Here is a 17688-nt window from a genome sequence, read left to right as displayed (position 1 = left end):
GGCATTTTTTGGAGGAAAAGGCTATGCGTCGATTGGGTATCCATTCATTTGTATGGACAGGCGGCCAAACGCAGGAAGGGCTGGAAATGGCCCTCAACAAGACGGCCGAACACGGATATCGCACCATCGAATTTGCCTATCTGCGCCCCGAGAAATTCAATCTCGATCGATTGGCAAAGCTTGCGCAGTCGCTTGACGTGGAAATTGGCGTGACGATGGGTCTGCCGCTCGACAGGGACGTCTCAAGCGAGGACGCTTCTGCGGTGTCTGCCGGCAAGCAGACGCTGGCCGACGCCGTTCGGGCGGTCCGCGATATCGGCGGCAACAAGCTCGGCGGGATTCTCTATTCCGCGCACACCAAGTACAATCGCCAGCCGACGAAGAAGGGCTGGGACAACAGCGTCGCCGCGATCGCCGCGACTGCCGAAGTCGCGAGACAAGCGAACGTCGACCTCGTGCTGGAGGTTGTCAACCGGTTCGAGACGAACCTCTTGAATACGGCGGCGCAGGGGCTGAAGTTCATCGCCGAGACCGGATCGGAGCATGTCCGTCTCCACCTCGACACATTCCATATGAACATCGAGGAAGCCAATCCGGCCGCGGCGATCCGCCTGGCCGGCGACAAGATCGGTTACTTCCACATCGGCGAGAGCAACCGCGGCTATCTCGGCGACGGCGTCATCAACTTCGATCTGATCTTCGACGCTCTGCTCGACATCGACTACAAGCGCGACATCGTGTTCGAAAGCTTCTCGACGACGGTCGTGGACGAAGGCCTGTCGCTCGCCTGCGCGATCTGGCGCGACACCTGGGAGGATAATGATCCGCTTGCGGCGCACGCGAAGCGCTATATCGAGCTGAAATATGACGAGGCCAAGCGCCGCCGCGCTACAAACGCGCGGCCCTGATTATCCCTCTGACAGCCTGTTCCAGTCGTGTAAGGGTTGGGCCGACTGAAGGGAATTGAAATATGAACGACACCGTCTCCATCGGAAGTTCGCCGCGCAGGATCCGGCAGAACAATATCGTCGCCGCCTTGCAGACGATCTATGCCCACCGAAGCCTCAGCCGGGCGGATCTCGCCCGGAAGCTCGGGATGAATCGCTCATCCTCGGGGGAGATCGTCGCCGAACTGACGGAAGGTGGGTTCGTTCAGGAGTCGGACGAGAGCGGCAAGCAGCGCCTGGAACATTCCCGTGCCGGGCGTCCTGGTATCATGCTCGAACTGGTCCCCGATGCGGCATTCTTCGTCGGGATCGAAATTGGCGTCGAGCATATATCGGCTGCAGTTGTCGATCTTTCCGCCGAAGTCCGGGCATGTCGGAAAATCGCGTTCGACACCATGTCGTCGACCGTGGAGGAGGCCGTGGCGCGGGGTGTCGAGCTGATCGTCGGCGCGATGGCGAAGGGGATGATCGGACGCTGCAAGGGTCTCGGCATATCGGCGCCGGCCCACATCCGGCCGGACGGAATTGTCACCCTCGCACCCATCATCGGCTGGCGGGAGGTGTCGTTGAAGGAGATTGGCCGATCCGCCTTCCTGGCCGCCTTCCCGGCCGCCGTCCCGATCGCGGTTGAAAACGACGCCAACGCGTTTGCGATCGGCGACAGCTATCGTCACGGCGTCTCTGGCGTGACGCTGTTCCTGCTGATGGAAACGGGCGTCGGCGGCGGCATCATGATCGATGGCAAGCTGTTCCGGGGCGGCCACGGCCTGGCGGGAGAAATCGGCCACACCCTGGTGCCGGGAAGCGGCGGTCAGAAGTTTGAGCAACTGATCGGTCGCGAAGTGCTGATCAGGCAGTATCGCGAGGCTATTGGACGTAAGCACGTCGATCTGCAGGAGTTCCTTGGCGACGTTCATGACCGTGTCCCGGCCGCGGTCAATATCGCCGAAACCTGGTCGCGCCATCTCGCATACGCATTGCTGCAGGCCTGTCGGCTGCTCGACCCCGACAGGATCGTGCTGGGTGGCTCCGTGGCAACCCTCTACCCGATGGTGGCGGCCCGGGTGGCGGTCCACATGTCGGAGGGACAGACTATACCTTTCCCCATGCCGGAGATCGTCGTGGACGATGATGCGGAGTTCGGTTCCGCCTTCGGGGCGGCGTGCATGTTGCACCAGCGCTTTCTGTCATTGGAGAGCGAGGAGTTCGGCGGCGAGGACGGTGCGCCGGTCCAGTCGGCGACGAGTTGATGACAAGAACGATCGAAAGCAGGATTGCAAATGACTTCAGTACTGGCTCCGGACCGGCTTGGTCCCACGGTTTGCGTAGGGGAGATCCTCGTCGAGATCGTCGCCACGACGGTCGGAGACGGTTTTCTTGAAGCCCAGCCGCTCGTCGGTCCGTTCGCGAGCGGAGCGCCGGCGATCTTCATCTCGCAGTGCGGGCGCCTCGGCGGCAAGGCCGCCATGGTCGGCGCCGTCGGCGATGACGATTTCGGTCGTGTCAATACCGATCGCCTCAAACGCGACGGCGTCGATGTTTCGACGATCTCGATCGATCCGGACTATCCCACGGGAAGCGCTTTCGTTCGCTACCGCAAGGATGGCTCCCGGGATTTCGTCTACAACATCGCCACATCAGCAGCCGCGCGTTTCGGCTGGTCTCAAACGGTCGGCGATCTCATCCATCGGAGCGGGCATCTTCACGTGATGGGTTCCGCTCTGTCGGTCCCCAGCGCGCGCGTGGTGATCGACAAGGCGGTTGACATCGTCAAGGCGCGGGGGGGAACGCTCTCGGTGGATCCGAATATTCGCAAGGAATTGAAGCTGGATGAGGATACCGAGCGCCGCTTTTCCAAGCTTGTTGCAGCCGCCGATCTGCTTCTGCCGTCCGGAGAGGAGCTTGAGCGTGCCGCCGGTGTCGAAGGCGAGGCAGAATCGATCCGCCGCCTGTTCGAGATGGGTGTCAAGGAGATCGTGCTGAAGCGCGGCGCCGAAGGCGCAACCTATTTCGGCAGGCAAGGAGACCGCATCGACGCACCGGCATTTGTCGTTCAAGAGGTCGACCCCACCGGCGCCGGCGACTGCTTCGGCGGGGCCTATCTCACCTGTCGGCGGCTCGGAATGTCTCCGCAGCAAGCTCTGACCTACGGGTCGGCCGCCGGCGCCCGCAACGTGACGGTCCTGGGTCCGATGGAAGGCGCCGGCACCCGTCAGGAACTCGATGCGTTTATCGCTTCAACGGAAAGGCGCCCGTGATGCAGGTGCATCTCAACGAACTGGCCAGGCTGAGGATCGAAGGCCACCCGAGAGGCGTGACCTCCGTATGCTCGGCCCATCCGATCGTGCTTCGCGCCGCGCTCCGACACGGGCGGCAACACGAGAGCACTGTCCTGATCGAAGCCACCTGCAACCAGGTCAATCACCTCGGCGGCTACACCGGAATGACGCCAAGCGACTTCGCGGCCCTCGTCCGCAAAATAGCCGTCGAGGAAGGGTGCCCGGAAAATCTGATCGTTCTCGGCGGCGATCATCTCGGTCCCAATCCTTGGCGCGACCGCCCGGCCGAAGAGGCCATGGCCGAGGCGGAGAAGATGGTTGCCGCCTATGTCGACGCCGGATTCCGCAAGATTCACCTCGACGCCTCGATGGGCTGCAGGGGCGAGCCGGTGGCGCTCGACGACGAAACCACCGCCCATCGCGCCGCCCGGCTTGGGGCGGTCGCCGAGGCCTCGGCGAAGAAGAGCGGCGGCGCAATGCCGGTTTACGTCATCGGAACTGAAGTGCCGCCGCCAGGCGGGGCCGACCACGCCCTGACAACCATCGAACCGACGGCGGCCGCGGCGGCGTTGAAGACGATCGAAGTCCACCGCCGGATCTTTGCGGAGGCCGGACTCGGCCAAGCATTTGGACGGGCCATCGGGCTGGTCGTTCAGCCGGGCGTCGAGTTCGGCAATCAGAATGTCATCCTTTACGACCGCAGCAAGATAGACGCGCTGAAATCGGTGCTCACCGACGAACCGCAATTCGTCTTCGAGGCGCATTCGACGGATTATCAGGGGACCCGGCCGTTGACCGCGCTGGTGGAGGACGGGTTTCCCATTCTGAAGGTCGGTCCCGAACTGACCTTCGTCCTGCGCGAAGCGCTCTACGGGCTGGATGCGATCGCTTCGGACCTCTTGCCCGATTACGGCCAGCGTCCGCTCTATGCGGCGATGGAGGCGCTGATGCTCGATCATCAGGGCAACTGGAGCCGCCACTACCACGGCACAAACGCCGAGATGCGCTGGCTGCGGCACTATTCGCTGTCTGACCGTATCCGCTATTATTGGGCGTCGGCTGAAGCACAAGATGCCGTCCGGCGCCTGTGCGAGGCCCTTCGAGGCCAAATCGTACCGCTGCCATTGCTTTGGCAGCACATGCCGACCGCACAGGATTTCGCAGATGCGCCGCTCGATCCGGAACAGGTTTTGGTCTGGAGAGTGACGAACAGCCTCTCGGACTATCACGCCGCTTGCGGCGTCGGGAAGAATTGACAATCAGGATCAAGACAGGAGGAAAAATCGATGACGGAATTGAATGGGAAGATCGCGGCGGTCACGGGTGCAGCGTCCGGAATAGGGCTGGCTTCGACGGAGGCAATGCTCGCCGCTGGCGCGACGGTCGTGCTGGTCGACCGCGATGAGAAGGCCCTTGAGACGGTTTGTGCCCGGCTTGGCGAGCGCGCTATTCCGCTGGTGCTCAACTTGCTGGATCCGCACCAGTGCGCGGGATTGCTCGAGGGCATCCTGTCGAAGACGGGCAAGCTCGATATCCTGCATGCCAATGCAGGCACCTATATCGGCGGCGACCTGATGGAGACCGATCTCGATACCATCGACCGGATGCTCAATCTCAACGTCAATGTTGTCATCAAGAACGTTCGAAACGTCATTCCGCACATGATCGAACGTGGCACTGGCGACATTGTCGTCACGAGCTCTGTCGCCGGACATTCGGCGATTCCATGGGAACCGGTCTATTCGTCGTCGAAATGGGCGATGACATGCTTCGTCCAGACGATGCGACGCCAGCTTCTGAAAAGTGGCATTCGCGTAGGGTCGGTTTCTCCAGGACCGGTGATCAGCGCTTTGCTTGCGGACTGGCCGGAGGAAAACCTTCGCAAGGCGAAGGAGGCCGGAGCCTTGATCGAGCCGAAGGAAGTCGCCGACGCCATCATCTTCATGCTGACCCGGCCGCGCAACGTCACCATCCGCGATATCGTCGTGCTTCCAAGCGCCTTTGACATTTGAGGAGACGTGAGATGAGCTACCAGCAGAAATTTCGCCTCGACGGCGAACGGGCGGTGGTCACAGGCGGAGGGCGTGCGATCGGGCTCTGCTGCACCGAGGCGTTGGCGGAGGCGGGCGCCGCTGTCGTCGTCATCGAACGCAGCGAGGCCGACGCTGAGCAAGCGCTTGCGCTGCGCGACAGAGGCTACGACGTCGAAGTCCGGGTGGGCGACGTCACCGACGCGGCCCGAATGGACGCGATCGCGGCTGAGCTCGCCGATGGCGGCCGGGCGGCGACGATCCTCGTCAACAATGCCGGAATTGGCCAGAGCGGCATCCCGGCGCAGGATCTCACCGACGCCGATTGGTTGCGCATGATGGACGTCAATCTCAACGGCGTCTTCTGGTGCTCGCGCGCCTTCGGTCGTCCGATGATTTCGATGAAACGCGGCGCCATCGTCAACCTCGGCTCGATGTCGGGGACGATCTGCAACCGGCCTCAGCCTCAGACGGCCTATAACGTCTCCAAGGCGGCGGTCCATCACCTCACGCGCTCGTTGGCCGCCGAGTGGGCGCATCACGGCATCAGGGTAAACGCTGTTGCGCCCACCTACATCGAGACGCCGATGGTGGTGGCCGTCGAAGCCAATCGCGAGCGTATCCCGCTCTGGCTCGCCGACACGCCGATGGGAAGAATGGGAACGCCGGAGGAGGTTGCCAGCGCGGTCCTCTTCCTTGCATCAGGCGCCGCCAGCCTGATGACCGGGGCGATCGTCAACGTCGATGCAGGATTCACCTGCTGGTAGTCGGTCCCGGACGAGGTGCGAGCGGCACCTCGTCCACACCTGGAAACCAGTATGGAAACGTTACCACATTATCTTGACTCGTATTCCCGCTGCGTTTATCCAAATGTGGAAACGTTACCATATTGGGAGGAAGTTTGATGAAATCCGCGCGATTGAACCGACTTTTCGGCGTGTCTGGAAATTGTTTTGACGTTGCTATCGATCACGGCATGTTCAATGAACGAACCTTCCTTTCCGGCATCGAGAACATGAAGACGGCGATCGAGGTGATCGCGGACGCGGCGCCGGATGCCATTCAGCTTCCGCCGGGGACGGCACCCCTTCTGCAGGCTATTCCCGGCAAACATCGCCCGGCACTGGTGCTGCGCACCGACATCGCCAACATCTATGGCAATCCCCTGCCGTCTCAGCTGTTTTCCGAAATGATCGATAGGGCGGTGGAACAGGGCGTTGCGTTGGATGCCGCCTGTGTCGTCGTCAATCTTTTGATGCTGCCGGACCAGCCGGAAGTCTACCGCGCCTGCGTGCGCAATGTGAACAGCCTGAAACGCGAATGCGAGATCTACGGTATGCCGCTGATGGTCGAGCCGCTCGTGATGCAGGACAATTCCAAGGGCGCCTATATGGTCGACGGCGCGATCGACAAGATCCTGCCGCTAGTGCGCCAGGCGGCCGAACTCGGTGCCGATATCATCAAGGCCGACCCGTGCGACAATGTCGAGGAATATCACCGCGTGGTCGAAATCGCCCAAGGCCTGCCGGTGCTCGTGCGCGGCGGCGGTCGCGTTTCGGATCAGGAAATCCTGATCCGCACCAAGCAGTTGATGGAGCAGGGCGCCCGTGGCATCGTCTATGGCCGCAACGTCATCCAACACAACAATCCCGCCGGCATGACGCGGGCCTTGATGGCGATCGTCCATGACAAGGCTTCCGTCGAGCAAGCCTCGCTGCATATTGGCTGACGCGCGTCTGGGAGGAGATGTCATGACGAAAATATTCCGCTTCGGCGTCATCGGCTGCGGTCTGATGGGGCGCGAGTTCGCGAGTGCTGCGGCGCGCTGGCTGCATCTGGCCGATGTGAAGGCGCGACCGGAAATCGTCGCCGTCTGTGATACCAACGCGACGCTGCTCGACTGGTTCAGGGATCATGTGCCAACCGTTCGGCAGTTCACCGCCGACTATAAGGCGCTTCTCGCCAATCCCGAGATCGATGCGGTCTATTGCGCTGTCCCGCATATGCTGCACCAGCAATTCTACATCGACATCCTGAAGGCCGGAAAACATCTTCTCGGCGAAAAGCCCTTCGGCATGGACGCGGCGCAGAACCGGGAAATCACGGCGGTTCTCGCCGAGCATCCCGAAGTCCTGGTCCGCTGCTCGTCGGAAATGCCTTTCTTCCCTGGCGCGCAGAAGGTCATCGCGCTCGCAAAAAGCGGCGAGATGGGGGATATAATCGAAGTCGAGGCGGGCTTCCTGCACTCTTCGGATATCGACCGGCAGAAGCCGATCAACTGGAAGCGCATGGCCGAGATCAATGGCGACTATGGCTGCATGGGTGATCTCGGCATGCATGTGCTGCACGTGCCGCTGCGTCTCGGCTGGCGCCCGACCACCCTGCATGCGCAATTGGTCAAAAAGGTCACCGAACGTCCTGACGGCAAGGGCGGCATGTTGCCCTGCACCACCTGGGACAATGCCACGATCAGCAGCCGGGTGCGCACCGGGGATCAGGATTTCCCGATGGTGCTGAAAACCTGGCGCATCGCGCCCGGCGAATCCAACACCTGGTACATCCGCGTTCTCGGCATGAAGATGAGCGCGTTCTTCAGCACGAAGTCGCCGCGCCAATGGCAGTGGATGGACTATAATGGCGGTGCCCAGGCCTGGAGCACCGAGGATCTCGGTTATGGCTCGCTGTTTCCAGCCATCACAGGCAAGATTTTCGAATTCGGGTTTGCCGACGCCATACAGCAGATGTGGGCGGCCTTCGTCGATGAGCTTGCCGGCGGGAATGCCAACGGTTTCGGCTGTGCAACCCCGGCCGAGGCGCAGGCGCATCATGCGGTCCTAACGGCAGCCCTCAAATCCGGCCTCGAGGACGTCGTGGTACCGGTCGAGTATGACGGGGCGTCAGACTGATGAAGCGCTCCGAGATCAACGCCGCGTTGCTGCGGGCAACCGAGACCCTCGAGCGCTGGCACTGGTCTCTGCCGGCATGGGGCTCCTGGACGGCAGCGGATTTTGCCGCTCATCCTGACGTATCAGCCTATTTGCGCGCTCATCAGCTGGGTTGGGATGTCACCGATTTCGGCTCGAACCGGTTTGCCGAATGCGGCCTCGTGCTGTTCTGTCTGCGCAATGGCATCGTCGATATCAGGGGTGAACGGACCTACGCCGAAAAGCTGCTCTTCGTTGGGGAAGGGCAGGTCACGCCGACCCACCGTCATGCGGCGAAGATGGAAGACATCATCAATCGCGCCGGCGGCGATCTCGTCATCGAATTCGCCGCAACCGATGCTGATGGCAATGTGCTGGCGGAGGATGTGACAGTGCCGGTAGACGGGCTGCCGCACCGGCTCGCTGCATGGGAGCCGCTGGTTCTCCAGCCCGGCCAGAGCGTGACGATCCGCACCGGGCTTTACCACCGCTTTTACGGCAGGAAAGGCGGCGGACCTGTCCTTGTCGGCGAGGTCAGCCAGGTCAACGACGACAATAGCGACAATTTCTTTCTGGAGCCGATCGCACGCTTTGCCGCGATCGAGGAAGACGAGCCGCCGCTGAGACCCTTGTGGAACGAAGGAGCCAGCTGATGCGGGTCGGGGAAGAGGTTCACGATCGCGACAGTCAGAAGCAGGGCGGCATCGTTTGCGCGGGAAACTTCATCGTCGATCGCGTCCACACCCTGTCCTATTGGCCCGAACAGGGCAATCTTGCGCATATCCTGCACCAGGATCTGGGCGTGGGGGGCGGGGCGGCCAATGTCGTCACCGATCTGGCCTCGCTCGGATTTCCCGGAAAACTGGCGGCGGCGGGATGCATCGGCGCCGATCAGGACGGAGAGATCGTCAAGGCCCGTCTAACAGTTGCCGGCGTCGATGTCGGGGGGCTGACCGCGCTTGCCGATCGGGTGACGGCGCATACGCATGTCATGAATGTGCCCGGCCAGAACCGGACCTTCTTCTATCATGGCGGCGCCAACGATGCCGTCACGGATGAGCTTGTCTCACCCGCGGTCTTCGCCACGGCCGGCTATCGGCTGTTCTATCTCGGTTATCTCATGCTGTTGCCGGGTCTCGACCGCATTGGCCCCGACGGCCGTTCGGGAGCATCGCGCCTGCTGGAAGCGGCGCGGCGCGCCGGGCTGACGACCTGTGTGGATTTCGTATCGAGCGAAGACCCGGAATTTGCGGCCAAGGTCGGCGTCGCTCTGCCCTTCTGCGATTATCTGATCATCAACGAGATGGAGGCGGGTCGGGCAACCGGCGTTATCGTTCGCGATGCAAAGGGAGATTTGATCGAGGCCGGGCTTTTGGAAGCGGGTGAGCGCCTGCTTGCCGCAGGCGTCGCCAAGGGCGCGATCATCCATGCGCCGGAAACCTGCTTCTGGTTTGCATCAGGCGCTTCCCCGATCATCACGCGCTCACGACCTGTCGATCCCGATGACATCGTCAGTACCGTCGGCGCAGGAGACGCTTTCTGTGCCGCCGTGCTCTACGGCCTGCATGAGAACTGGCCTGTCGAGCATATCTGCGCCGTCGCCCATGCCGCAGCTGCGTGTTGCCTTAAGGGGGCGACGGCCACCGATGGCATCCCCGACATGTCTGTCCTTCTTCGCGAGGCGAAGGAGACGAAGCCGGAATCCCCTTAGCCCGTTTTGGCGTCGCCTCCGGAGGGCGGCTCCGATTATCGTTCAGTCAAAAGGGGAGGAGTAACCATGAAGCTATTCGTTACGGCAGCCGCGCACGGCGCCTTTGCCGATTTAGGCGCGACCGGGGAGGCAGTGCAATGACCCATACGGAAACGGCGCGACTTTCCGGCAAGGTGGCATTGGTCACGGGAGGAGCGAGCGGCATCGGCAAGGCGGTCTGCGAGCGTTTTGGCGCCGAAGGCGCCAGGGTTGTCGTGGCGGACCTCGACGGTGAACGATGCGCACGGGTGGCCGAAGCGATCGGCCCGCATGCCTGGGGTGTGGCGCTTGACGTGACCAGCCAGCACAGCATCGAAGAAGCTGTACGCTTCACTATATCAACCGCCGGTCAGATCGACATCCTGGTCAACGCCGCAGGCATTTACGACGTCGAGTCCATCCTGGAAATATCCCGGGAACGGACCGCTAGGGTATTTCAGGTCAATATCGAAGGCCTGATCTTCATGACGCAGGCCGTTGCCCGGCACATGGTGGAAAGAGGGGAAGGTGGCCGCATCATCAACTTCTCGTCCCAGGCTGGGCGTCGGGGCGAAGGACCGGCCGTGGCTTACTGCGCTTCCAAGGCGGCCGTCATCAGCATCACCCAAAGCTGCGCCCTGGAGCTGATCCGTTACGGGATCAACGTCAACGCCATCGCTCCCGGCGTCGTCGATACGCCGATGTGGGACGTCGTCGATGCAAAACTCGGCAGCCGGGAAGGTTTGAAACCCGGCGACGTCAAGCGCCGCGTGGCCGCCGCCGTGCCCGCCGGACGATTTGGCGCCCCCCAAGAACAAGCTGCCATGGCGGCCTTCCTGGCCGGGCCCGATGCAGCATACATCGTGGCGCAGTGCTACAATGTCGACGGCGGCAATGTCATGAGCTGAGCGCTTGGCTTCATCAGCCGGAATAGGTAATCGAACTTGATGTCTGGAGGAGTGGAATGAGAGCTGTACGTTTGGAGTCGATCGGGTCTTTGACCATGCGCAGCGTCGAGAAGCCGGTTGCCGGGCCGGGCGAGCTGCTTGTCCGGGTTGCAGTGGCCGGCATCTGCGGTTCCGATCGCCACATGTACAAGGGTGAGTATCCGACGGCTATCCCCGTGACGCTGGGCCACGAATTCTGCGGCATAGTCGAAGCGATCGGCGATACCGTCACCCGCTTTGCCGGTGGTGAGCTTGTGACGGTGGACCCGAATATTGCCTGCGGCACCTGTCGGGCTTGCACGCAGGCGCGGCCGAACTTGTGCGAGAGCTTGACTGCCATCGGTGTGACACGGGATGGCGGCTTTGCCGAATATGTGGCGGTGCCACAGGCCCAGGCCTTCGTCCTGCCGGCTGACCTCGATCCCGTTCACGGCGCCTTCAGTGAACCGCTGGCCTGCTGTATCCACGCCATCGACAAGGCAAAGATCCGTCCGGGCGACAGCGTCGCTATCCTCGGCGGGGGCGTGATCGGCCTGCTCATGGTGCAACTGGCCCGCCTGGCTGGGGCAGGCGAGATTATTTTGATCACGCGGCAGCAATCGAGACGCCAAACCGCTCTGCGCCTGGGGGCGACGCACGCCTTCGACCCGGCCGGTTCAGACACAATCGCTTCCGTTCGAGAGGTCACCAAAGGCGGCGTCGACGTGGTCCTCGAGTGCGCAGGCGTCAGCGACACGCTTCAAAACGGGCTGAAAATGGCGCGGCGCGGTGGCACTTTTGTGCTTTTCGGGGTGACGCCGGCGGGTGTCGAGGTGCCGGTTCTGCCCTTTGATCTGCTGGTCAACGAAGTCGATATCAGGCCGGCCTACCTCAACCCTTTCACCCATTCGCGCGCTGCGGCAATGGTCGCGAGCGGGGCGTTGGAACTGGACGCATTGGTCACCAAAACCATAGGTCTCGAGGAGGTCGCCGACGTGGTGGGCAACGCGCCATTACCGGGCGAGATCAAGGTTATCGTCCGACCCTAGCCTGTCGTCTCTCTGATCCACGCCATCTGCTCAGCTGCGAACAGTGCCGGTGGAATCGCGCTCGATCAGCGTGACCGGCACTTTTACGATCGCGCCTTGCCGAGATTCGTCTCCTGTTTGGTGCTCCTCGATCAGCGCTTCCAGCAGCCGTGCTGCCTGCTGTCCGACATCGCGGATCGGCTGTGCGACCGTTGTCAGCCGTGGAAAGACGTAAGCGGCCTCCGGCAGATCGTCGAAGCCCACGACGGAATAGTCGCCCGGAACAGAAAATCCGCGATCCTGGATGGCATGGATTGCGGCAATCGCCGAAACGTCGGTCGTGCCGATGATCGCCGTGACCTCGGGTCGAGACGCCAGCAATTCCCGCGCCAGCCGGTAGGTCTCTGCAAAGCTGTGCTCTTCCGCCATCGCCACGATGGCAGGCGCGATCCCATCTTTCGCCATTTCTGCCGTGATGCCCTGAAGGCGAAGCTGGATCGGCTGGCTGTGGGCCGGCGCGCCGACGATGGCGATTGCCCGGTGGCCGAGATCGATCAGATGGCGCGCCATCAGCCGTCCGCCTTCCTCGTGATCGGCCATGACAGCGTCGTCGGCGATGCCGCTCAACTCCCGGTCAATGGCGATGATCGGAATGCCAGCGTCCCGCAGCACCCCGAAATGCTCGATGCTGCCGAAGGCGCTTGCCACGATGACGCCGTCGACGCGCTGGGCGAGCAGCATGGAGATGTAGCGCACCTCATGGTCCATATTTTCCGCCGTGCTGCAGATCAGCGTCTGATAGCCGTGCTGGAACAGTTCCTGTTCGATTGCATGGGCCAGGATGCCGAAGAAGGGCACGTCGATCGATGGCAGCATCAGTCCGATCATTCGGCTTGGTGCACCGCGCAGCATACGGGCACCCTTGCTGGGCGTGTAGTTCAGCGTTCGGATAGCCGCCTCGACTCGCTCCCTGAGCTCAGGCGAGGCATAACCGCTGTTGTTGAGCACGCGCGAGACCGATGAGACTGACGTTCCTGCAAGTTTAGCGATATGTCGGATGCTGGTCGTCACGTGCTCGCATTTCTTTCTCTACAGCGCCGGCGTCTTTTTCAGACCCGCATGGGACGCTAGCACAGGAGCGGTCGAACATCATGAGACGGGCTGCTGAAGTTCACCTTGATTTCATCATCCACTAGATCACTAGCGGGATGCCGCATCAAGCACGCGCGGCAAGTGCGGGCTCCCGTCCATGCCTCAGCGAAGACATGTCCACAGACCGAATATTTTGGCGATCACCTTCCCATTTTCGCGTCGCAGTTGCCCATGAGCAGCTTGTTGTTCGTCAGAAAAATCAAGGAGGTCGAAGAAAACGCTTTCATTTTGTTCAATATTTCCAAGGAAGAAGACGTCCTTTCGGACGACCGGCCCCTTCAGGGGAAACCAATTTTCCAAGGCGCGATCGGCCAATGCCTGATACTCGGCAAAGTAAAATAGGCCTGCGCCGTTGAACTCCTGCGAGGCGCTGGGATCAAATCGAAAGGTTCTGAGCGCTTTGTTGGCGGGGACCGGAAACCCGAAATGCGTTGCTGACCGCCCATTCCGGATGTCTGCAGCCTTCTCAGCCAGACGGCTGGGCTGGAACCGCTGTCCCTGCGGCTCAGGCAACGTCACACGGGCAATCGAGTGATTGTTGTCTTTGATCGTTCTGTGAACGAAGGTTGAGATGAGTTCGACCGCGCCGACGCTTCGTCCGTGGATGGACAACTCGTGTCGGGTCGACGTCCGGGTTCGCGAGACTGCGGACAGTCTCGAGTGGATGGTCAAAATGTCGTTCGCCTGCACCACGTCGAAACGTGCATCCGTCAGTGACGTTGCACAGATTGCGGCATAGGCCTCCTCTCCATCGGCCGTTCTGAAATCCGCATTGTCGATCCCGAGATGACAGGCAAGCATCAGCCAGTGACGATGGCCGAGTTCCTTCATCAGCCAGGTCTCGGACAGCCCGTTTCCATTCAGATGCGGCATGCCGAGGAGTATATGCGGATCAAGGGCACGTTCCATCAGGTCGCGTGCCGAAGGTCCCGCGGGCGGAAAATCGAGAAGGGCCGCGCTCATGATCAGGCGCTGACCGATTGCTTGAGAGACGATGTCTGTGCCGAACGTCGCGCTGCAAGATGCCCGACCACATGTTCGGCATCCCTGCCGACGCTGAGGAACCGGCCCGAGCCCCAGGTCCAGAGCCAGGGAAGTCCCAGCACGTAGACGCCATCGACGGCAGTGACGCCGCGGCGATGAACGGGATAGGCGTTGCCGTCGAAGATCGGCAGTCCGACGAAGGACCAATCCGGGCTGAATCCCGTGGCCCAGATGACCGAGGTGATCCCCTCCGCCTTCAGGTCGAGTTCGGCAATCTCCGCCTCAGGCTCCCAGACAGGGAGATAGGGGGATCCGGCCGGAGCCTCGATGCCCTTTTCGGCGATATGCCGGTCAATCAGGGCATTGATGCCGTTATAGACACGGTCGGCGCCGTCGAGATTGGCCTTCAGGTTCGGCTCGAACAGCATCCGGCCGGCGGCGACACCGGACATGCGGCCATACAGCGCCATGCCCTCCAGCGCGAACTTGCGCAGATCGATATCGCGTCCGCCGTCGCGTCCTGTCAGGTAATGGTTGGTGTCGTGCTTCTTCTTCGTCATGCCATCATGTTCGACCGTGATGTCGTACTGGCCGATATCGGAAAGCCAGTCGACCACATCGCGGCCGCGATAGAACCGGGCGCAACGCGGCGCATTGCCGGTGACGAGATGCACCTTGCGGCCGGCAAGATTCAGATCCTCTGCAATCTGGCAGCCGGACTGGCCGGAGCCGACCACGATGACGCCGCCGTCCGGCAGTTGCTCGGCATTGCGGTAGGCGGCGGTGTGGATCTGCGTGATGTCCTCGGGCAGGCGCTCGCCGGCACGCGGAATGGCCGGATCCGCATAGAGGCTGGTGGCGATCACCACGGCATCGGCGGTCACCGCGCCAGCCGAGGTTTCGAGCCGGAAGAGGCCGCCATGCTTTTCGAGCGACGTCACGCCGGTTTGCTCGAAGATCGGAGCATCGACCTTCTTCACGAAGCGGTCGACATAGGCAAGGATCTCGTCCTTGACCATAAAACCGTGCGGATCCGTGCCGTCATAGGGATGATCGGGGAGCTGGCACTGCCAGTTCGGCGTCACCAGGCAGAAAGCGTCCCAGCGTTCGTTCTTCCATTTATGCGCAACGGTCTTCTTCTCGAAGACCACGTGATCAATGCCGTGCCTCTTCAGATAGTGAGAGGCCGACAGCCCGGCCTGGCCACCGCCGATGACAACCGCACTGTAATGGCTCTTGAGGAATGGTGTGGTCATGATGAGTCCTTTCAAAGGATGAAGCTTTCGCAGCGGACTTCGGCCGCTGCGTCGGTGAGATAGGGAGTGGCGGCCTGTTCGATGCGCGACAGCTGACCGAGCGCCAACGAGCAGGGATAGCCGTATTTCGCCTTGACCCTGTCGCTGGCGATGGTCAGTGCCGCGCGGCTGCGATCAAGAAAGTCGGACAGCGGATAGCTTTGGCCTTCGGCGAAATAGTCCTTGATCACCAGGGAGGGCGAGTAACAGGTCTCCTTGCGGCCATCCGGCCAGGCAATGACGAACCGCATTTCAGGCATGGTCGGGCTCCAGCAGCGTGTGATAGCGGGCAAGATGGGCTGTTGCGGTTTGCTGCCAGCCATGGCGGGCGGCAACCGCGAGACCGCGGGGAATGATCTGCGCGCGGATCGGTGCGACGAGCGCCAGCGCCATGCCTTCGGCAATCGAGACCGGATGATGCGGATCGCACCAGATCGCATCGCCGGGACCCAGATATTCGGTGAAGGGCGCAATCGAGGATGTTACGACCGGAATGCCGCTGGCCATGGCTTCCAGAACGACGAGGCCGAAGCCTTCCTTGATCGAAGGGAACACCAGCGCATCCGCCAACCGGTAGAGGCTCGGCATGTCGGCATCCGCGATCGCTCCGGTGATATGCACCGCTGCGGCATCCCGACCGAGGCAGGCGAGGCAAGAACGGAACTCCTCCTGATAGTCGCCATGGTCCAGGAGGGAGGCGCCGCCGGCAATGACAAGCTGGGCATCTGGCCGGATGGCGCGGACCTGACGAAAGGCTTCGAGAATACCGAGGGTGTTCTTCCGCGCCTCGATGCCGCCAATGCTGAGGAAGATCGGCCCGCTTCCCAGTTGCAGCCTGTCGCGCAGAGCGACCTGCTCCCCGCTCCAGGCAGGCGAAAAGCGGTTGGTGTCGACGCCATTGCCGACCACTGTCGCCTCGATGCCGCGCTCGTCTCTCAGCCTGTCCTGCCAGAGGCGGCTGACGGCGAAGAAGATATCAGCCGCATCGATCGCGCGATCCTGCAAAGCCATCAGGCGCGGATCGGCGAACTGGTCGAAGTGGTGGACAGTGCGGGCAAAATTCGGGATCAGGCCCTCCAGCTTGAGGGTCGCCAGCGCATTGCCGGAAATGCCGTCATGGGCGTGAAAGAGGTCGAAGCTATCGGTTCCCGTTCTCCGGAAATAGTCGACATAGTCTGCAATCCGCTGCTCGACCATTTGCGTTATGTCGGCGGGTGCCGGCGGCACAGCAATGCAGGCCGCGCCGCAGGAGGGTTGGCGAAAGAAGCCCGTCCCCTTGGCATCCGGCGCATGCAGGATCACCTCATGGCCAAGCGAGGTCAGCGCTTCCGAAAGCTGCATGGCATGAACCACGCCGCCACGCGGATTGGTGGAATGGGTCAGCATGGCAATGCGCAGCGTTCGGTGCAACGGGAGGCTCATGCAGCGGCATCCTGCCGGCCGAGCTGCAGCAGGGGTGTTTCGGCATGATTGCGCACCACTGCACGGCTCCGGCCGTCGACCAGCGCGACTTCGGCGCCGGCCACGACCGCGCCGATGACCGCAGCGCTGATGCCGCGCGCGGTGAAGCGGGTGACGACATCGGCCACATCTTCCGGCGCGACCGAGAGCAGGTAGCCGAAGCTCGGAAAGGTGACGAGCCAGCGATCGAGGCTGACACCGGCGGGCAGGGGAATGGCGGTGACGTCGATGTCGATGCCGACATGCGAACATTCGGCCAGCATGATGGCCGTGCCGACGATGCCGCCCTGGCTGATATCCTTCGCAGACAGCGCCAGCCCGGCCTCGGCGATCTCGGGCAGCAGCTCGAGGTCGCCGCGCAGGCGCGCCGGCGCGGCGTCGGTGGCGGCTTCCCAGTTATTGAAAGGTTCGCGGTATCGGCCGCGGTGGTCGATGGCTGCAACCAGCACATCGCCGGGCTTCGCGTCGAAGCTCGTCAGCAGCTTCCTGGCGCGACCGAGAATGGCGACCGACAACTGGCCGCGTTCGCTGCGGATATTGGTATGGCCGCCGACGATCGGCACGCCAAAGGCGCTGGATGCCGCCCGCATACCGTCCAGAACGGGTGTCGCGCCTGCCTCGCCATTAGCCCAGACGGCATCGACCACGGCGATCGGCCGGCCGCCCATGGCAGCGACGTCGGAGATATTGACCATGACGCCGCACCAGCCGGCGAACCAGGGGTCGGCGGCGACGAACTCGTTCATGAAGCCTTCGATGGCAAAGAGCAGATAACCGTCGCCGTCGGGCAGCGCGGCGCAATCGTCGCCGACGGCAATCTGCTGCCCCTGCAGGCCGAGCCTTGCCGCGATCGTGCCGATATCCTGCTTGGCGGCGATGCCGCTGCTGGTCGAGAGTTTTGCCGCCAGGGCCCTGATGTCGATTGCGGCCATC

The 17688-nt window shown here is 62.2% G+C and carries 18 protein-coding genes; 12 read left to right on the top strand and 6 right to left on the bottom strand.

Annotation, left to right across the window (positions count from 1 at the left end; translation table 11 throughout):
• Positions 1–23 precede the first annotated feature (23 nt).
• From GR198_RS27940 to GR198_RS27885, 12 genes are all read left to right on the top strand, one after another.
• The gene (locus tag GR198_RS27940) at positions 24–908 is read left to right on the top strand and encodes a sugar phosphate isomerase/epimerase family protein (RefSeq protein WP_003545411.1); all 885 of its coding nucleotides are present in this window, start codon (positions 24–26) and stop codon (positions 906–908) included.
• Between the two features lie 62 nt (positions 909–970).
• On the top strand, positions 971–2197 hold the full coding sequence (locus tag GR198_RS27935; RefSeq protein WP_164069843.1) for an ROK family transcriptional regulator: 1227 nt from the start codon (positions 971–973) through the stop codon (positions 2195–2197).
• Between the two features lie 30 nt (positions 2198–2227).
• Entirely contained in the window at positions 2228–3205 is a 978-nt protein-coding gene (locus GR198_RS27930) for a tagatose kinase (protein WP_029873996.1), read from the top strand.
• A complete protein-coding gene (locus tag GR198_RS27925; protein ID WP_029873997.1) occupies positions 3205–4482 on the top strand; it encodes a class II D-tagatose-bisphosphate aldolase, non-catalytic subunit in 1278 nt (425 codons plus the stop codon). The genes GR198_RS27930 and GR198_RS27925 overlap by 1 nt, the downstream gene beginning before the upstream one ends.
• A 30-nt stretch (positions 4483–4512) precedes the next feature.
• Positions 4513–5238, top strand: coding sequence for an SDR family oxidoreductase (locus GR198_RS27920; protein ID WP_003545418.1), 726 nt, complete (start codon positions 4513–4515; stop codon positions 5236–5238).
• Between the two features lie 11 nt (positions 5239–5249).
• Positions 5250–6023, top strand: a complete 774-nt coding sequence (locus GR198_RS27915) for an SDR family NAD(P)-dependent oxidoreductase (RefSeq protein WP_029873998.1) — start codon at positions 5250–5252, stop codon at positions 6021–6023.
• Positions 6024–6160: 137 nt separating this feature from the next.
• Complete coding sequence (locus GR198_RS27910) at positions 6161–6985, top strand: class I fructose-bisphosphate aldolase (protein WP_029873999.1); 825 nt, start codon at positions 6161–6163, stop codon at positions 6983–6985.
• 22 nt (positions 6986–7007) lie between these two features.
• Positions 7008–8162 (top strand): Gfo/Idh/MocA family protein, encoded by a 1155-nt coding sequence (locus tag GR198_RS27905; protein ID WP_029874000.1) that lies wholly within the window; start codon positions 7008–7010, stop codon positions 8160–8162.
• On the top strand, positions 8162–8833 hold the full coding sequence (locus GR198_RS27900) for a D-lyxose/D-mannose family sugar isomerase (RefSeq protein WP_029874001.1): 672 nt from the start codon (positions 8162–8164) through the stop codon (positions 8831–8833). The genes GR198_RS27905 and GR198_RS27900 overlap by 1 nt, the downstream gene beginning before the upstream one ends.
• Positions 8833–9891, top strand: a complete 1059-nt coding sequence (locus GR198_RS27895; protein WP_029874002.1) for a carbohydrate kinase family protein — start codon at positions 8833–8835, stop codon at positions 9889–9891. The genes GR198_RS27900 and GR198_RS27895 overlap by 1 nt, the downstream gene beginning before the upstream one ends.
• A gap of 137 nt (positions 9892–10028) precedes the next feature.
• Positions 10029–10817 (top strand): L-iditol 2-dehydrogenase, encoded by a 789-nt coding sequence (locus tag GR198_RS27890; RefSeq protein ID WP_029874003.1) that lies wholly within the window; start codon positions 10029–10031, stop codon positions 10815–10817.
• Between the two features lie 56 nt (positions 10818–10873).
• A complete protein-coding gene (locus GR198_RS27885) occupies positions 10874–11884 on the top strand; it encodes a zinc-dependent alcohol dehydrogenase family protein (protein ID WP_029874004.1) in 1011 nt (336 codons plus the stop codon).
• 30 nt (positions 11885–11914) lie between these two features.
• On the opposite strand, the gene GR198_RS27880 is transcribed toward GR198_RS27885, so the two are convergent.
• The 6 genes from GR198_RS27880 to GR198_RS27855 all read right to left on the bottom strand — a co-directional run bounded on the left by GR198_RS27880 (position 11915) and on the right by GR198_RS27855 (position 17687).
• Entirely contained in the window at positions 11915–12934 is a 1020-nt protein-coding gene (locus GR198_RS27880; RefSeq protein WP_029874005.1) for a LacI family DNA-binding transcriptional regulator, read from the bottom strand.
• A gap of 183 nt (positions 12935–13117) precedes the next feature.
• On the bottom strand, positions 13118–13978 hold the full coding sequence (locus GR198_RS27875) for a Pnap_2097 family protein (protein WP_029874006.1): 861 nt from the start codon (positions 13976–13978) through the stop codon (positions 13118–13120).
• Positions 13979–13980: 2 nt separating this feature from the next.
• Positions 13981–15255 carry an MSMEG_0569 family flavin-dependent oxidoreductase gene (locus tag GR198_RS27870; protein WP_029874007.1) on the bottom strand — a complete coding sequence of 425 codons (1275 nt, stop codon included), beginning with the start codon at positions 15253–15255 and terminating at the stop codon, positions 13981–13983.
• 11 nt (positions 15256–15266) lie between these two features.
• A complete protein-coding gene (locus GR198_RS27865; protein WP_029874008.1) occupies positions 15267–15554 on the bottom strand; it encodes an MSMEG_0570 family nitrogen starvation response protein in 288 nt (95 codons plus the stop codon).
• A complete protein-coding gene (locus GR198_RS27860) occupies positions 15547–16716 on the bottom strand; it encodes an MSMEG_0565 family glycosyltransferase (RefSeq protein WP_029874009.1) in 1170 nt (389 codons plus the stop codon). The genes GR198_RS27865 and GR198_RS27860 overlap by 8 nt, the downstream gene beginning before the upstream one ends.
• Positions 16713–17687: a sll0787 family AIR synthase-like protein gene (locus tag GR198_RS27855; protein WP_029874010.1), complete on the bottom strand. Its 975-nt coding sequence runs from the start codon at positions 17685–17687 to the stop codon at positions 16713–16715. Before GR198_RS27855 ends, GR198_RS27860 begins: the two co-directional genes overlap by 4 nt.
• Between the last annotated feature and the right edge of the window lies 1 nt (position 17688).

It is taken from the genome of Rhizobium leguminosarum (genome assembly GCF_010668065.1).
GTDB lineage: Bacteria > Pseudomonadota > Alphaproteobacteria > Rhizobiales > Rhizobiaceae > Rhizobium > Rhizobium leguminosarum_S.
The sequence above is the reverse complement of the archived record's forward strand: the minus strand, read 5'-3'. Positions and strand labels throughout refer to the sequence as shown.

Bases quoted from the DNA above. Each gene is read 5' to 3' on its own strand.
- GR198_RS27940 (WP_003545411.1), top strand. From the start codon at position 24: ATGCGTCGATTGGGTATCCATTCATTTGTATGGACAGGCGGCCAAACG.
- GR198_RS27935 (WP_164069843.1), top strand. From the start codon at position 971: ATGAACGACACCGTCTCCATCGGAAGTTCGCCGCGCAGGATCCGGCAG.
- GR198_RS27930 (WP_029873996.1), top strand. From the start codon at position 2,228: ATGACTTCAGTACTGGCTCCGGACCGGCTTGGTCCCACGGTTTGCGTA.
- GR198_RS27925 (WP_029873997.1), top strand. From the start codon at position 3,205: ATGCAGGTGCATCTCAACGAACTGGCCAGGCTGAGGATCGAAGGCCAC.
- GR198_RS27920 (WP_003545418.1), top strand. From the start codon at position 4,513: ATGACGGAATTGAATGGGAAGATCGCGGCGGTCACGGGTGCAGCGTCC.
- GR198_RS27915 (WP_029873998.1), top strand. From the start codon at position 5,250: ATGAGCTACCAGCAGAAATTTCGCCTCGACGGCGAACGGGCGGTGGTC.
- GR198_RS27910 (WP_029873999.1), top strand. From the start codon at position 6,161: ATGAAATCCGCGCGATTGAACCGACTTTTCGGCGTGTCTGGAAATTGT.
- GR198_RS27905 (WP_029874000.1), top strand. From the start codon at position 7,008: ATGACGAAAATATTCCGCTTCGGCGTCATCGGCTGCGGTCTGATGGGG.
- GR198_RS27900 (WP_029874001.1), top strand. From the start codon at position 8,162: ATGAAGCGCTCCGAGATCAACGCCGCGTTGCTGCGGGCAACCGAGACC.
- GR198_RS27895 (WP_029874002.1), top strand. From the start codon at position 8,833: ATGCGGGTCGGGGAAGAGGTTCACGATCGCGACAGTCAGAAGCAGGGC.
- GR198_RS27890 (WP_029874003.1), top strand. From the start codon at position 10,029: ATGACCCATACGGAAACGGCGCGACTTTCCGGCAAGGTGGCATTGGTC.
- GR198_RS27885 (WP_029874004.1), top strand. From the start codon at position 10,874: ATGAGAGCTGTACGTTTGGAGTCGATCGGGTCTTTGACCATGCGCAGC.
- GR198_RS27875 (WP_029874006.1), bottom strand. From the start codon at position 13,978: ATGAGCGCGGCCCTTCTCGATTTTCCGCCCGCGGGACCTTCGGCACGC.
- GR198_RS27870 (WP_029874007.1), bottom strand. From the start codon at position 15,255: ATGACCACACCATTCCTCAAGAGCCATTACAGTGCGGTTGTCATCGGC.
- GR198_RS27865 (WP_029874008.1), bottom strand. From the start codon at position 15,554: ATGCCTGAAATGCGGTTCGTCATTGCCTGGCCGGATGGCCGCAAGGAG.
- GR198_RS27860 (WP_029874009.1), bottom strand. From the start codon at position 16,716: ATGAGCCTCCCGTTGCACCGAACGCTGCGCATTGCCATGCTGACCCAT.
- GR198_RS27855 (WP_029874010.1), bottom strand. From the start codon at position 17,687: ATGGCCGCAATCGACATCAGGGCCCTGGCGGCAAAACTCTCGACCAGC.